The 13,080-nt window shown below is 68.3% G+C and carries 13 protein-coding genes and 2 pseudogenes; 11 read left to right on the top strand and 4 right to left on the bottom strand.

The window, feature by feature from the left end; all coding sequences use genetic code 11:
• The 9 genes and pseudogenes from ACFC1X_RS29365 to ACFC1X_RS29325 all read left to right on the top strand — a co-directional run.
• A partial coding sequence (locus ACFC1X_RS29365) for a hypothetical protein (RefSeq protein WP_376359032.1) occupies positions 1 to 187 on the top strand: 187 nt, incomplete at its 5' end.
• Between the two features lie 40 nt (positions 188 to 227).
• Positions 228 to 2,561 carry an FdhF/YdeP family oxidoreductase gene (locus ACFC1X_RS29360; protein WP_376359029.1) on the top strand — a complete coding sequence of 778 codons (2,334 nt, stop codon included), beginning with the start codon at positions 228 to 230 and terminating at the stop codon, positions 2,559 to 2,561.
• On the top strand, positions 2,549 to 3,394 hold the full coding sequence (gene fdhD / locus ACFC1X_RS29355) for a formate dehydrogenase accessory sulfurtransferase FdhD (protein WP_376359026.1): 846 nt from the start codon (positions 2,549 to 2,551) through the stop codon (positions 3,392 to 3,394). The genes ACFC1X_RS29360 and fdhD overlap by 13 nt, the downstream gene beginning before the upstream one ends.
• Before the next feature lie 81 nt (positions 3,395 to 3,475).
• Entirely contained in the window at positions 3,476 to 4,135 is a 660-nt protein-coding gene (locus tag ACFC1X_RS29350) for a hypothetical protein (RefSeq protein WP_376359023.1), read from the top strand.
• A gap of 130 nt (positions 4,136 to 4,265) precedes the next feature.
• On the top strand, positions 4,266 to 6,026 hold the full coding sequence (locus ACFC1X_RS29345; protein WP_376359020.1) for an FUSC family protein: 1,761 nt from the start codon (positions 4,266 to 4,268) through the stop codon (positions 6,024 to 6,026).
• Between the two features lie 42 nt (positions 6,027 to 6,068).
• Complete coding sequence (locus tag ACFC1X_RS29340) at positions 6,069 to 6,995, top strand: LysR family transcriptional regulator (protein WP_376359018.1); 927 nt, start codon at positions 6,069 to 6,071, stop codon at positions 6,993 to 6,995.
• Positions 6,996 to 7,108: 113 nt separating this feature from the next.
• Entirely contained in the window at positions 7,109 to 7,318 is a 210-nt protein-coding gene (locus tag ACFC1X_RS29335) for a DUF2945 domain-containing protein (protein ID WP_376359015.1), read from the top strand.
• A gap of 6 nt (positions 7,319 to 7,324) precedes the next feature.
• A pseudogene (locus tag ACFC1X_RS29330) lies at positions 7,325 to 7,863 on the top strand (DUF488 family protein).
• Positions 7,860 to 8,144: an MGMT family protein gene (locus tag ACFC1X_RS29325; RefSeq protein WP_376359012.1), complete on the top strand. Its 285-nt coding sequence runs from the start codon at positions 7,860 to 7,862 to the stop codon at positions 8,142 to 8,144. The pseudogene ACFC1X_RS29330 and the gene ACFC1X_RS29325 overlap by 4 nt, the downstream one beginning before the upstream one ends.
• Before the next feature lie 94 nt (positions 8,145 to 8,238).
• On the opposite strand, the gene ACFC1X_RS29320 is transcribed toward ACFC1X_RS29325, so the two are convergent.
• A complete protein-coding gene (locus ACFC1X_RS29320) occupies positions 8,239 to 8,427 on the bottom strand; it encodes a hypothetical protein (protein ID WP_376359011.1) in 189 nt (62 codons plus the stop codon).
• Between the two features lie 735 nt (positions 8,428 to 9,162).
• Here ACFC1X_RS29320 and ACFC1X_RS29315 point away from each other — a divergent pair.
• Complete coding sequence (locus ACFC1X_RS29315; RefSeq protein ID WP_376359009.1) at positions 9,163 to 9,609, top strand: hypothetical protein; 447 nt, start codon at positions 9,163 to 9,165, stop codon at positions 9,607 to 9,609.
• Positions 9,610 to 10,260: 651 nt separating this feature from the next.
• On the opposite strand, the gene ACFC1X_RS29310 is transcribed toward ACFC1X_RS29315, so the two are convergent.
• The 3 genes and pseudogenes from ACFC1X_RS29310 to ACFC1X_RS29300 all read right to left on the bottom strand — a co-directional run bounded on the left by ACFC1X_RS29310 (position 10,261) and on the right by ACFC1X_RS29300 (position 12,124).
• Positions 10,261 to 10,896: a chloramphenicol phosphotransferase CPT family protein gene (locus ACFC1X_RS29310; protein ID WP_376359006.1), complete on the bottom strand. Its 636-nt coding sequence runs from the start codon at positions 10,894 to 10,896 to the stop codon at positions 10,261 to 10,263.
• 224 nt (positions 10,897 to 11,120) lie between these two features.
• Positions 11,121 to 11,360, bottom strand: a pseudogene (locus ACFC1X_RS29305) (ANTAR domain-containing protein); the annotation flags it as partial.
• Positions 11,361 to 11,623: 263 nt separating this feature from the next.
• The gene (locus tag ACFC1X_RS29300; RefSeq protein ID WP_376359003.1) at positions 11,624 to 12,124 is read right to left on the bottom strand and encodes a MarR family winged helix-turn-helix transcriptional regulator; all 501 of its coding nucleotides are present in this window, start codon (positions 12,122 to 12,124) and stop codon (positions 11,624 to 11,626) included.
• Between the two features lie 118 nt (positions 12,125 to 12,242).
• On the opposite strand from ACFC1X_RS29300, the gene ACFC1X_RS29295 reads away from it, so the two are divergent.
• A complete protein-coding gene (locus ACFC1X_RS29295; RefSeq protein WP_376359000.1) occupies positions 12,243 to 13,025 on the top strand; it encodes an alpha/beta fold hydrolase in 783 nt (260 codons plus the stop codon).
• The last annotated feature ends 55 nt before the right edge of the window (positions 13,026 to 13,080 follow it).

The raw sequence follows: 13,080 nt of genomic DNA, 5'->3' as shown, positions 1-13,080 counted from the left end.
ACGACACTCGGGCCCTCCGCCTGCACGGACTCAACTCACGGCACGGAAACAGGCCACCGACTACGTCGGCGGCCCGTCACGAAACTTCGAGGCTAAAACAGAAGACCGAACACTGTTCCGCCAGCCGATAAGCGCCTCTTATCACGTCATCGAAATCACCTCTTTGACAACCTCAGGGGAGGAATGAAAGCTGCTCCCGTGGCCACGAAAGAAGAGGCAGAGCGGACATGAGCAGCATCGAGGACCCCGTCGACGACCTTCACGTCAGCCCGCCCAAGACCTGGGCGACCGGCCTGCCCGCCGTGACGCACGCGTTGGAGTACTCCCTGGGCCAGACGTCGGTTCGACGGACGGCCTTGACACTGCTGAACATCAACCAGCCCAAGGGCATCGACTGCCCCGGCTGCGCCTGGCCCGAGCCCGCGCCGGGCAAGCGGCATCGCAACGAGTACTGCGAGAACGGCGCCAAGCACATCAACGACGAGGCCACCTCTCGCCGCGTCGGCCGGGACTTCTTCCGGCGGTACTCGGTCGCCGAGCTGGACGCCAAGTCCGACTACTGGCTCAACCAGCAGGGGCGGCTCACCGAGCCCATGGTGAAGCGGCCCGGCGCCACCCACTACGAGCCCATCGGCTGGGACGAGGCGTTCGGCCTGCTCGCCCGGGAACTCCAGGAACTGGACTCCCCCGACGAGGCCCTCTTCTACGTCTCCGGCCGGCTGAACAACGAGGCGGCCTTCCTGCTCCAGCTCTTCGCCCGCGCGTACGGCACCAACAACCTGCCCGACTGCTCCAACATGTGCCACGAGTCCAGCGGATTCGCGATGCAGGAGACGCTGGGAACGGGCAAGGGCACGGTCTCCCTGGACGACATTCACACCTCCGACCTGGTCTTCGTCGTGGGGCAGAACCCGGGCACCAATCACCCGCGGATGCTTTCCGCCCTTGAGGAGACCAAGCGCAACGGCGGAAAGGTCATAGCCGTCAACACGCTGCCGGAGGCGGGGCTGCTGCGCTTCAAGCATCCGCAGCGCCCACGCGGCGTGATCGGCCGCGGCACGCAGATCGCCGACCAGTTCCTGCACATACGGGCCGGCGGAGACCTGGCCCTGTTCCAGGCCCTCAACCGGCTGCTGCTGGAGGCCGAGGACGCCGCACCGGGCGCCGTACTCGATCACGACTTCATCCGGGCCCACACGACCGGATTCGACGAGTTCGCCGCACACACCCGCCAGGTCACGTGGAAGAACACTCTCCGAGCGACCGGTCTGTCCCGCGAGGAGATCGAGAGCGTCGTCGACCGGGTCCTGGAGAGCCGGAGCGTCATCGTGTGCTGGGCGATGGGCCTCACCCAGCACAAGCACGGAGTCCCCTCGATCCGTGAGGTCGTCAACTTTCTGCTGCTCCGCGGAAACATCGGCCGTCCGGGTGCCGGAGCATGCCCCGTGCGCGGCCACAGCAATGTGCAGGGCGACCGCACCATGGGCGTGTGGGAGCGGATGCCGAAGGAGTTCCTGGACTCCCTGGAGCGGGAGTTCGGATTCACCCCGCCCGCCCATCACGGTGTGGACGCCGTCGACGGCATCAGGGCCATGCACGAGGGCCGGGCGAAGGTGTTCCTCGGCGTCGCCGGCAACTTCGTCCGGGCGGCTCCCGACAGCGCGCTGACCGAGGCCGCCATGCGCGGGTGCCGGCTCACCGCCCACATATCCACCAAGCTCAACCGCTCGCACACCGTGTGCGGCGACACGGCCCTGATCCTCCCGACCCTCGGACGCAGTGACCGGGACGTCCAGGCGACGGGTGAGCAGTTCATCACCGTCGAGGACTCGATGAGCGAGGTGCACGCTTCCCGGGGGAAGCTGCCGCCGGCCTCCCCGCACCTGCTCAGCGAGGTGGCGATCGTGAGCCGGCTCGCCCGCAGGACCCTCGGCGACACGCCGCCCCTGCCGTGGAGCGACTTCGAGGCGGACTACGACACGATCCGCGACCGGATCTCCCGGGTCGTGCCGGGCTTCGAGGACTTCAATACCCGCGTGGCCCGGCCCGGGGGTTTCCGACTGCCCAACCCCGTCGCCGGCAGAGTCTTCCCGACCCCGAGCGGCAAGGCCGTGTTCACCCGCAACGCGTTCACGATGCCGCAGGTCCCCGAGGGACACCTGCTCCTGCAGACCCTGCGTTCGCACGACCAGTGGAACACCATTCCGTACGCCCCCAACGACCGTTACCGAGGCATCCACAACGCCCGCAGGGTCGTACTCGTCAACCCGGACGACCTCGACGCCCTCGGCATCGCGGACCGCGCTGAGGTGGACCTGGTGAGCGTCTGGCGCGACGGGACGGAGCGCCGCGCCCGGAGCTTCCGGGCCGTCGCCTACCCCACCAGCCGCGGCTCCGCCGCCTCGTACTACCCCGAGACCAATGTGCTGGTCCCGCTGGACAGCGTCGCCGACATCAGCAACTGCCCCACGTCCAAGAGCGTGGTGGTCCGCCTGGAGCCCGTACGCCCGGCCGACGGCACCGCGCACGTCCCGGCGGACACCGAGTCATGGGACGAGTGACCGCGCGGCGAAGGGTGCTGCGGTTCCGGGACGGTGTGTCCTCGTGCCGCCCGGACACCCTTGCCACCGAGGAGCCGATGGAGATCCGGGTCGGCGGACGCCCGCTGACCGTGACCATGCGTACTCCGGGCGACGACTTCGACCTCGCCGCCGGGTTCCTGGTGAGCGAGGGCGTGGTGTGCGCCTCCGACAACGTGGCCGGGATCCGTTACTGTGCGGGCGCCACGGCGGACGGCGGCAACACGTACAACGTGGTGGACGTCGCCCTGGGGCCGGGTGTCGCCGCCCCCGATGCGTCGCTGGAGCGGAACTTCTACACCACGTCCTCCTGCGGACTGTGCGGAAAGGCCAGCCTGGACGCGGTACGCACCCAGGCCACGTGGAGCGTGGCCGACGACCCGCTGCGCATCGGACCGGAAGCGCTCACCGCCCTCCCCGACCACCTGCGGGCGGCACAGCGGGTCTTCGACAGCACGGGCGGACTCCACGCCGCCGGGCTCTTCGCCGCCGACGGAGAGATGCTGTGCCTGCGCGAGGACGTCGGCCGGCACAACGCCGTGGACAAGGTCGTGGGCCATGCGCTGCGCTCGGGCATGCTGCCGTTGCGGGAGACGGTACTGATGGTGAGCGGCCGGGCTTCGTTCGAGCTGGTGCAGAAGGCGCTCATGGCTGGGATCCCCATGCTCGCGGCCGTCTCCGCCCCCTCCTCGCTCGCGGTGGACCTGGCCGCGGAGAACGGGCTGACCCTGGTCGGGTTCCTGCGCGGCACTTCGATGAACGTCTACACCGGCGCCGAACGTGTGCGGCCGGGGCACCGTGCGCACGTCTCCTAACCCACATGGTCGCCACCGGCGCGCGTCCGACCGAGCCGGGCGCCAGGATGTTGGATGCACGCTCTGGACCGGGAGGGTTCCATGAGGGAGAAGCCGTTCAGCAAGATCGGCGATGAACTGCTGCGCATCCGACGTGACGTGTCGCGTGCCGTCGAGGGCAGCTCCGCACCCGCCGGTTTCGGCGTGGATCAGGAACTGATCACTGCTTTCGGGGCCGGGACACTCTCCCCAGCCGGTCAGCAGGAACTGGCGCAGCAGGTGGCACGGCAGCTGCCGGCTCACTGGTCCCAGCCGAACACGCTCGCCGAGGCCATGTCCCGGTTCATCGACGACCTCGGCGGTCAGCGCGAGCTCATCGCCTGGCTGGACGAGTACCCCGGTCTGCCGCGGTTGGTGGCACGGCTGTACGTCCTGATGGGCCTCCTCGACCAGTACAGCGAGAACCCGGCCGTCGTCACCGCTCTGCGCGAGTACCGGGAGCGGGAGCCGTACCCGGCGGGCCTCAAGGGCTACCTGGTACCCCAGACCAACGACGAGACGTTGGCCGGTCTCTCCTTCACCATCGAGGAGTTGCTGAGCGACGGTCAGCAGGGCAAGGCGGTCGATCTGGCCCTGGCGACGACCGACTGCCTGCAGCGGGTGGCGCCGCGTGCGGAGGAACTCGATCCCGCGTTGGACGACCTGGGTGAGGTCATGGACCACACGCACCAGGACCTCCAGGAGGCGGCCGCCGAAAGCTGAAGAGCTGAAGGTCAGGCTCCTCGTTCCTCCCCCACCACCCGACCCCCGTTGTTCGACAGGTGACCCGCCGAGCATGCTCTCCCCTCGTCGCGTCCTTCGGACGATTTCCCGGCACGGCTTCAGACGCTTCATGGCCGACGCGGTCCGCACACTCGCGCCCCACGGTGTCTTCGCCCTGCACACGGCAGACGGTGCCCTTCTCTTCGCAGCGCGCTCGGCACTGGCCATGGGCTGGCTCGCCCTGCCCCTCACCCTGGCGGGCCACCCCGACCTCGCGGTGTACGCCATGCTGGGCGGCTTCACGACCACGTTCGGCCGCAACCTGCCGTACGCACGGCGCGCTCACGCCCTCGCCCTCGTCGCCGTCGCCATGACGGCATGCGTGGGCTGCGGTTCGGTGCTGGGTGTCTGGGCCCGGCCGTGGGAGGGCGGGGCCGGCGCTGCGGTCGTGGTTGCGGCGACGGCGGTCGTCGCCGGGTTGGCGAAGCTGGCCTGTGATGCGACACAACTGAGCGGGCTGGGGGCGGTCATGCTGCTGTTCTCGTTCGCCGTGGCGGCCAACGACCCATCGCCCTGGGCCGATGTCCTCCCCCAGACCGCACTGGCCGCCGCGGGAGCGGTGGCGGCCTGGGCCCTCGGCCTGTCAGGCTGGCTCATCCACCCCGACCGCCCGCAGCGACTGGCCGTGGCCGCGGCTCTGCGGGCCGTGGCCGATCTGCTGGTCGCGCCGTCCGGGGCTGCTGCGGGCCGGGCTCGGCACGTGGCGACCCATGCCGTACTCAACGCCTACCGCTCACTCGGGCTCGTACCGGCCACGGAGTCGCTGCGGCAGAACCACACCTCGGCCTTCGTGCGGCTCAGCCACCTGTCCTGGTCATTGCTGGTCGGCTCGGCACGCCATGGGCTCGCCGACCCGGCGGGAACCGCAGTCCTCCTGTGCCGGCAGGCTCGCCTTCTCACGGACCGACGTCGCAGGCCTCCCCTGCTGCTGCCCGAGCTGCCGTGGCCTCCGGAACCTTCCAGGCCCCCGGGGTCTTCAGGGCCGTCGGGGCCTTCGGCGCCGGGAGACCGAGGTCGTGGTACGTCAGCGACGGTCTCCGACCGGACGCCACCGGTCGATCCCGTCGCACAGCGTGCGGCCGAGCTGCTGGGCCTACGGCGCCTCGGCATTCCGGATCGTGTCGCCGTCCTTGCCATTCCCGCGCTGCGCATGGCACTGGGCACCGCGGCGGCCGGCGGGCTGGCGGTGCTCCTGAACCTGCAGCACGGATACTGGGCGGCCATCTCGGCGGCCGCCGTACTGCACTCCGTCAACCTGAGGACCACCGCCCAGCGAGCAGTGCAGCGCACGGTCGGAACGGTCTTCGGAGTACTGCTCGCCCTCGCCGTCCTGGCGGTGCACCCCACCCCCGTGGCGCTCGCCCTCGTCATCGTGCTGTTGGAGTTCCTGCTGGAGTACATCGTGGTGCGCAACTACGGCCTGGGGGTCGTGTTCATCACCCCCATCGCGCTCCTGCTCAGCGATCTCGCCGAACCAGCACCGGCTGGAGAGCTGGTCTACGACCGGCTGCTGGGCAGCCTCCTGGGGATCGTCGTCGGCTTGCTCTGCGCGATGGTGGTCGTCCACGACCACGCCGCCCTACGGACCGAACGCGCCCTCGCCGCGTGCCGGAGGTCTGCCCAACGTGGCGAGTCGGCGCTCAAAGCTGCGTCGAAGCCGTCGCCCACCGTCCAGGCGGACCTGGCCACGGCCGTGGTCGAGCTACGGGAAGCCGACGACGCGGCCGCCGGAGAACTGTGGCCCGCCGGACTGGACCCCGCCGAGGTCGCCGCCGCCGAAGAGAACGCGTACGACCTGCTGGAAAAGCTGCACAGCCGGCCCTGGACGTGACGCCGGTTCGCTTTTCAGCGACTGGTCGGGTAGACCCACAGCGTGCTATTTCGTCAGCTCGAGTACCTGGTCGCCCTTTCGCGGGAACGCCACTTCGCGCATGCCGCGCAGGCGTGCCATGTCTCCCAGCCCGCTCTGTCCGAGGCGATCCGGAAGCTGGAGGAGGAACTGGACGTTCCACTGGTCCGGCGCACCCGCAAGTACGAGGGACTCACCCCCGAGGGTGAGCGCATCGTCGTCTGGGCCCAGCGCATTCTGGCCGACCGTGACGCACTCAGGGATGAGGTCGGCGCTCTTCGGACCGGGCTGAGCGGCACCCTGCGCATCGGCTCAGTACCTACCGCATCGGGTGTGGTTTCGCTCCTCACCGCCCCTTTTTGCGCCATGCACCCGCTGGTGAACGTGCAGGTTCGAGCCGACCTGCAGTCCGAAGACATTCTCCGGCAACTGCTCAACTTCGAGATCGAGGCGGGCATCACCTACCTTCAGGACCTACCCGACGAGTTCCGCGCAGCCCCGCTCTACGAGGAGCGCCACGTACTGCTCACACACGTCGCCGACGGCCTTGCGCAGCGAGCGACCGCGACCTGGGAGGAAGCCTCCCGGTTGCCGCTCTGCCTGCTCAACGGGTCCATGCAGGGGCGGCGCGTGATCGACGGGCTGTTCGCCGAGATCGGGCTGCGTCCCTCGCCCCGGATCGAAACCGACTCGGTGGCCACACTGTTCGCCCACGTCCGGACTGCCCGGTGGGCCAGCATCGTGCCACACACATGGCTGCACGTCTTTGGAATCCCACAGGGAATGCGTGCGGTGCCGCTGGTCGAACCGGCGGGGACGGTGCCGGTGGGTCTCGTGGTCAGCGCCCGGGAACCGGGTTCGACCATGGCTCGCGCCCTGTTGGAGGTCGCCCGCCACACGGACGTGGCGTCCGCGCTGGAGCGCCTGCCCGGCAACCCGGCGGCCGAGTAGTTCCCGGCTCCTGGCTCCACGCCTCGGCGACTGACTCGCCGGATAGCCGTCGCCCTGCCCCCGTGAGATTCTGGCATTCGTGAAGAGCCGAGGCGCGTGACGGAGGGACCGAAATGGCGAGCGAATTTACCGTGGGAGACCACGTGCGCTGGAATTCCGAGGCCGGCCACGTCGAAGGCGTCATCGTTAAGAAGCATACACATGATGTGGAATTCAAAGGTTATACCCGTCACTGCTCCGAGCACGACCCGCAATATGAAATAAAGAGCGACAAGACCGACCATATCGCCATGCACAAGGGAGATGCGCTGACGAAGGTGTAGCGACTGATGCCCAGCCGGGTATACACGATCGGCCATTCGACGCGCACATTCGACGAGGTGCTGGAGATGTTGCGCGCCCATGACATCACTTGTCTGGCGGATGTCCGCTCCTACCCCTCTTCGAGGAAGTACCCCCAGTGGAATCAGTCGGCCGTCGTCAAGAATTTGCCGCCAACCATCACCTACCGCTGGATTCCTCAGCTCGGGGGCGGCGATACACACCCAAGGACGTCCACAGTGAAAATGGCGCGTGGCGAGTAAAGGCGTTCCGTGACTACGCCGATTACATGGCGGGGGACGAATTCGCAGAGGGCCTGCACGAGTTGATCCGCCTGGCGCAGCGTGAGCGGCCTGCGATCATGTGCAGCGAGGCGGTGCCGTGGCGCTGCCACCGCCGGCTGATCACTGATGCGCTGCTGGTCGCCGGAGTGGAGGTCGTGCACATCATGTCGAGGACGGCCACGAAGCCGGCCGTCCTGAACGAGAACGCACGGTTCCGCGACGGCCACCTGACCTACCCGCCCCCCGACCCGGAGGTGCCGTGACCTTCGTCGACGACGTTCGGGAAGCGGTGCGCTCGATCCCCACGGGTGCCGTGGCCTCCTATGGCGATGTCGGTCAAAGGGTCGGTGTCGGTGCACGCCAGGTGGGGCGAGCCATGAGCCTTCTCGACGAGAACGTGCCGTGGTGGCGTGTCGTGTACGCGGACGGAACGCCGCCCTCCTGCCACGGTGGGCGTGCGCCGGCCCTTCTCCATGACGAGGGAACGCCGATGCGCGGGGCGCGGGTTGACATGGCGCGTGCGCGTCACCACTGGCCGCCGTGACACGCACGGGCGCCTCCGTCGGCCGGGGTCCACGGGTGTTCCTACGTTGTGTGCATGTGAGAGCTTCGCCGTGGCACCGGTCCGTTGAGGTGCGTCAGCGGGACGGTTCGGTCTGGTTGCCGATGGCCCTGCGGGCCAGGGACAGGCACAGGACCGCGCAGAAGATGTAGGCGGCTGCCGCCCAAGTGCCTGCGTGGGTGAGGGCGTCGGTGAGGCCCTCGTCGGCGTGGGAGAAGAAGACGTTGCCAATGACGGCGACGCCGAGGGCTGGGCCCTGATGCATGTGCGCAGCCCCGACCGCCTCCCGGAGGCGGCCGCCTACCGGTAGGTCCTGCAGCTGCTGGCCGAACCCTCCCCACTGTCATGAGTCGGATGGTACGGACGCCAGCAGGGACGGGCCCATCGGGAGTTGTTCACGCAGTTGGTCGTGCTGCTGAACAATTGCCGACCGCGTTGTACTCCTGGGAGCACAGACCACCAATGACGGCGGAGGAGATCCATGCGTGAGCCGTTCACGGCGGCGATCTCCGCGCTGGCGGTGTTGGCGCTCGCCCTGACCAGTTGCTCCCACCAGTCCCCCGACGGACGCGGACAGGAGGGAGCACCGCGGACAACCGCCTCGCCTCCTGCCAGTTCTCCGGCGACGGAAGCTGCCTCCCTCGGTGTCACTGACGAAGTGGGCGACCGCCAGCACTGCGGTAGCGCGTTACATCGCCGAGCAGAAGCCTCGGGCGGCCTCGTCATCGACTTCGGGCCCACGGAAGAGCGACGGGACGGTGCGCAAAAGACCGCCGAGAAAATGTGCGGGCAGGGCCTTCCTGCCCTCTATCAATAATCGCTGCCTGTTTACGTCATGATGATGCCGCCTTTAGGCGGCACCGAAGGGTATCTGCCCGTGTCTGATGAATGCTGGTTCACAAAGCATGAGGCTTCAACTCTGGGCCTCCTCCCGGATTCCGTTGGCTGTTCTCCGCCCAAGGCAGCTCCACGCAGATGGATCCTCGCGATCGCCGCCGCAATGACGATGGCAGGCTGTTCGAGCTCCCCGGAGTCCGCGCCCCCGGCATCAGCCCCGGCCTCGTCCAGCACGCCGACCACACGGCCAAGCGCCACGGCAACCTCGGCCTTCTGCCTTGATCTGTCGACCTTCCAGGTCGGCGTCATCGCCTACAGCGCCGAAGTGGGTGCGGCGATCGAAGGGGAGCCGCTGGACTTCAAAGAGCTGCGGAGGAAGGCCGCCTTGATCGCCAACATGGGTGAGACGATGCAGGCGAGCGCGCCGCCGGACGTGGCCAAGCACTTCCGTACGGTACTCAAGGCGATCGATACCTCGGCAAGCAATCTGAAGTCGGGCGCCACGGCGCGTGATGTCGTGGATCCCGTGTACGGCGAGCGCAACCGTCCCGCCTTCGACGCCGTGAACGACTACGACTGCGGCGCCGCGTCCTCCCAGGGCAAGGCATGAAGACCGCCGGCGGGATCACCACCCAGTGGCTCTCTAGTCCGGCATAGAACTTGGAGAGGGATTGTGGACCTTTTTCGATCTTTTCGATGCGGTTAGCGGCGTCTTCGATGGATCGCGTAGATCGTGCGGCCATGCTCCCCGCTATCTGGCCGACCAGCCCCCTGCCGCCCGGACGACGGCTGCGGAGGGCGCGCCTGTCGGACGGGCAGACAACGGAACCCGGCCCCAGGTCTGCGACATGAGGGGCGGAAGATCGGGGCAGCGGGGTCATGGTGTGGGCCGCAGACCATGGAGCGGACCTGAACCGGTTACGGGCTGGCCGCCCCGTAGCCACCACCCGGGAAACTGACTGTGCCGTGCAAGCCATCGACCGAATTTCCCGCATCCCCGCCCCACACCCCGCACCGTCGGACACGTCCGCTCCTTCGTTCAGACACTCACCCAGCGACAAGGCCAGAAGCTCCCCGAGAGTCTCGATACCGTCCGCGACGACAACCTTCCCGGCCTCCACACCACCCTCGCCGCAGGCATCGACCGCGAACGCGACGCCGTCATCGCCAGCCTCATCCTGCCCTGGAACCGCGGCGTTTTCGAAGGACATGTGCAACCGCACCAAGATGCTCAAGCGCCAGATGAAAGCGCGGCGGCGCATCAGTCAGCGGCCGCTAGATCGGGGCGCAGCTTCGCTGTGAGCTGCTCGAACGCGGTTGGCACCGGTCGTTGCGGCAGGAAGTCGCTGATCTGCCGGGCACAGTCCACGGCACTGGCCGTGGTCGTATCGCACTCGATGTCGTACAGACCGTGCGCGTGTACGTGATGGAATTGGCGGGCCGCGAGGCCCGTCGGGCGGTCGCCGCGCTCTCGCTCGCGCCGTTCCAGTTCCTCCAGCGAGCAGTGCACCCCTACCAGGACCACATCCCTGGCCGTGAAGAGCCTGAGACAGTCCAGCAGCCGCCAGTCCTCACTCAGTACGTGATCCACCACCACGTCATTTCCGGCTGCGGCCATACCGGCGACAGCACGATGGAAGCCCATCCAGGTGCGTCGAAGAAGGTGGGGCAACTCGTCAGAGGAGACCTCACGGCGCGCTCGCATCGCGTGGAAGGCATCCACCGGCATGTGGAAGTACGGCCCCCCGTTCAGGACCTGCAGCAATTCCTTCGCGATACTGGACTTCCCTGAACTGGACGTCCCGTTCAGGAAGATGATCCGCCCGCCTCGGGCCTGAGCAGCACTGGCGCTGGCCGCAGCCGACTCAGGCACGCTGTCATCATCGAATCCGGGCATCGGGGCTCTCCTTCGCTGCTGCCAACGACGTCTGATCATCATGTCCCTTGAACGAGGTCCACGGCAGATGCCTGCCTCGGCGCCAGCCTTCCCCTCTGCGCACTCATGTGGCAGACGACCATCCGGGGGTGACGAGTGAGCGCATCTGGGGGAACAGCTGGGCCGTGGAAGTACTGAAGGCCGTGTGGAGGGAACCCGGGAACCCGATGCTCACCTGCGAATAAGCGGCGCAGCACGTCGACGGCCTGGTCCTCGGTGAGGTGACGGCTGCCCATGAGGATGCCCATGTCTTCGCCGATCAGGTGTCGGGTAGCGACGGCCTGTTCCATCCGGGCCTGGGTAGGGGCGCTTGTGAGGGCGACGGCGGCGTGGGAGGCGAGCAGTCAGTCGGACTCGGTGAACAGGCCGGGTCTGTGAGAGTAGGCGTTGAGGGCGCCGAGTTCTTCCTCGTCGGTGTGGAGCAGCGGTCTGCGGCCATCACTCCGCACTGAGAGCTACCCTCACAGCAAGGCATCCGGGGACCGCCCGACGTGTGTGGAACGCGGCCGCGCGCAACCGCGCGACGTGGGGCAGAGTCGGTCCAGACCTCGCGTGTGAAGGCGCCGTAGACGCCCTCGAACCGCGCGGTGATCCCGTCGGGGTGGCCGCCGATCTCGTCCCGCCTGGCGGCAAGCAAGTCGGCGTCCAGGGGTGCGGCTCCCGGTTCCGGCGTACACGGCGCTCGGCATCAGCGGGCGGGAGTGTCGCCGTGAGACTCGAGCACCGCGGCGAGTGTGGTGGCGAGGCGTTGGCGGTCCTCGGGGGCGAGGCCCTGCAGCAGGCGGGCCTCGTTGGCCAGGTGGAGAGGGAGGACCCGGTCGATCACCGTCAGGCCGTTCGGGGTGAGGCGGATCTTGACGGAGCGTCGGTCGGTGGCGTCGGGCACGCGGGTGACCAGGTCCTTGGCGGCCATGCGGTCGACCCGCAGGGTGATCGCCCCGGTGGTGACGAGCGAGGCCCTGAGGAAGGTCTTCGCAGTCAGTTCGTAGGGCTCCCCGGAGCGGCGCAGCGTGGACAGGATGTCGAACTCGCCCGGTTCGAGGCCGTGTCCGGCCAGAAAGTCCTTGATCTCCTTGTCCCACAGTCGGGACAGCCGCATGACCCGCCCGACGACGCCGATCGGCGTGAAGTCGAGGTCGGGGCGCTCCCGTTGCCACTGCTCCAGCACTGACTCCACTGCGTCCGCCATGGGTCCTCCAGTCCTGCCGTCGCCGCCATAGATAGCTGAGCGCTCATTTAATTGACGCTCACTCAAGTCTCGTTTACCTTAGCACTCACTTAATCGGCGCTCAACGAAGGAGACGGTCATGCCGTTCACCCCTGCCCGCAACTCCCGCGTCCACTACGAGGTCGATGGCCAAGGCCCCGGACTCGCCCTGGTGCACGGTGTCGGTGGCGACGCCGAGAAGGTCTTCGGCAACGTCGTGGGCCACTTCGCCGACACCCGTACCGTCGTCCGGCCCAACCTCAGCGGCAGCGGCCGGACCGAGGACGACGGTGCGGAGCTGACCGTCGACCTGATCGCCGACCAGGTCACGGCCGCGGTACGCGACGCCTCCGACGGCCCCGTCGACCTGCTCGGCTTCTCCCTCGGCGCGGTCGCCGCCGCCGCAGTCGCCGCCGCCCACCCCGGCCTGGTGCGTCGGCTCGTCCTGGTCGGCGGCTGGACGCACTCCGGCGGACCACGCGACCGCTACTACTTCGAGACCTGGCGCAAGGTGCTCGCCACCGACCGCGAACTGCTCAAGCGGTTCTCGGCGCTGACCGGCTTCAGCGCCGCGACGCTGGACCTGTTCGGCCACGACGGATTGGCCCAGTCGCTGGCCGACCCCTGGCCGCCGGCCGGCATAGTCCGCCAGATCGACCTTGCCGGACAGCTGGACATCAGGCACCTGCTCCCCGCGGTCACCGCGCCCACCCTGGTCGTCGGCTTCGGCGGCGACGCCATGATCCCCGTCGAGGGCTCCCGGCAGCTGCACGAGGGCATCGCCGGCAGCCGGCTGGTGGAGATCCCGGACGCGGGCCACATGGACTGGTTCGCCGACCCCACCCAACTCATCAAGCTCACCCACGACTTCCTCGACGGCTGACCCGGCGCCCGCCGCCCCCTTCTCGCCCTTCCCTTCCATCTCGTACGCCCAAGGA

It is taken from the genome of Streptomyces sp. NPDC056128 (assembly GCF_042263835.1).
Classification (GTDB): domain Bacteria; phylum Actinomycetota; class Actinomycetes; order Streptomycetales; family Streptomycetaceae; genus Streptomyces.
The sequence above is the reverse complement of the archived record's forward strand: the minus strand, read 5'-3'. Positions and strand labels throughout refer to the sequence as shown.

What these genes read in the sequence shown, in the direction of transcription:
- ACFC1X_RS29310 (WP_376359006.1), bottom strand. Translation starts at nt 10,896, where the DNA reads ATGCCCGGATTCGATGATGACAGCGTGCCTGAGTCGGCTGCGGCCAGC.
- ACFC1X_RS29300 (WP_376359003.1), bottom strand. Translation starts at nt 12,124, where the DNA reads ATGGCGGACGCAGTGGAGTCAGTGCTGGAGCAGTGGCAACGGGAGCGC.
- ACFC1X_RS29320 (WP_376359011.1), bottom strand. Translation starts at nt 8,427, where the DNA reads ATGCATCAGGGCCCAGCCCTCGGCGTCGCCGTCATTGGCAACGTCTTC.
- ACFC1X_RS29345 (WP_376359020.1), top strand. Translation starts at nt 4,266, where the DNA reads ATGGCCGACGCGGTCCGCACACTCGCGCCCCACGGTGTCTTCGCCCTG.
- ACFC1X_RS29335 (WP_376359015.1), top strand. Translation starts at nt 7,109, where the DNA reads ATGGCGAGCGAATTTACCGTGGGAGACCACGTGCGCTGGAATTCCGAG.
- fdhD (WP_376359026.1), top strand. Translation starts at nt 2,549, where the DNA reads ATGGGACGAGTGACCGCGCGGCGAAGGGTGCTGCGGTTCCGGGACGGT.
- ACFC1X_RS29295 (WP_376359000.1), top strand. Translation starts at nt 12,243, where the DNA reads ATGCCGTTCACCCCTGCCCGCAACTCCCGCGTCCACTACGAGGTCGAT.
- ACFC1X_RS29350 (WP_376359023.1), top strand. Translation starts at nt 3,476, where the DNA reads ATGAGGGAGAAGCCGTTCAGCAAGATCGGCGATGAACTGCTGCGCATC.
- ACFC1X_RS29360 (WP_376359029.1), top strand. Translation starts at nt 228, where the DNA reads ATGAGCAGCATCGAGGACCCCGTCGACGACCTTCACGTCAGCCCGCCC.
- ACFC1X_RS29315 (WP_376359009.1), top strand. Translation starts at nt 9,163, where the DNA reads ATGACGATGGCAGGCTGTTCGAGCTCCCCGGAGTCCGCGCCCCCGGCA.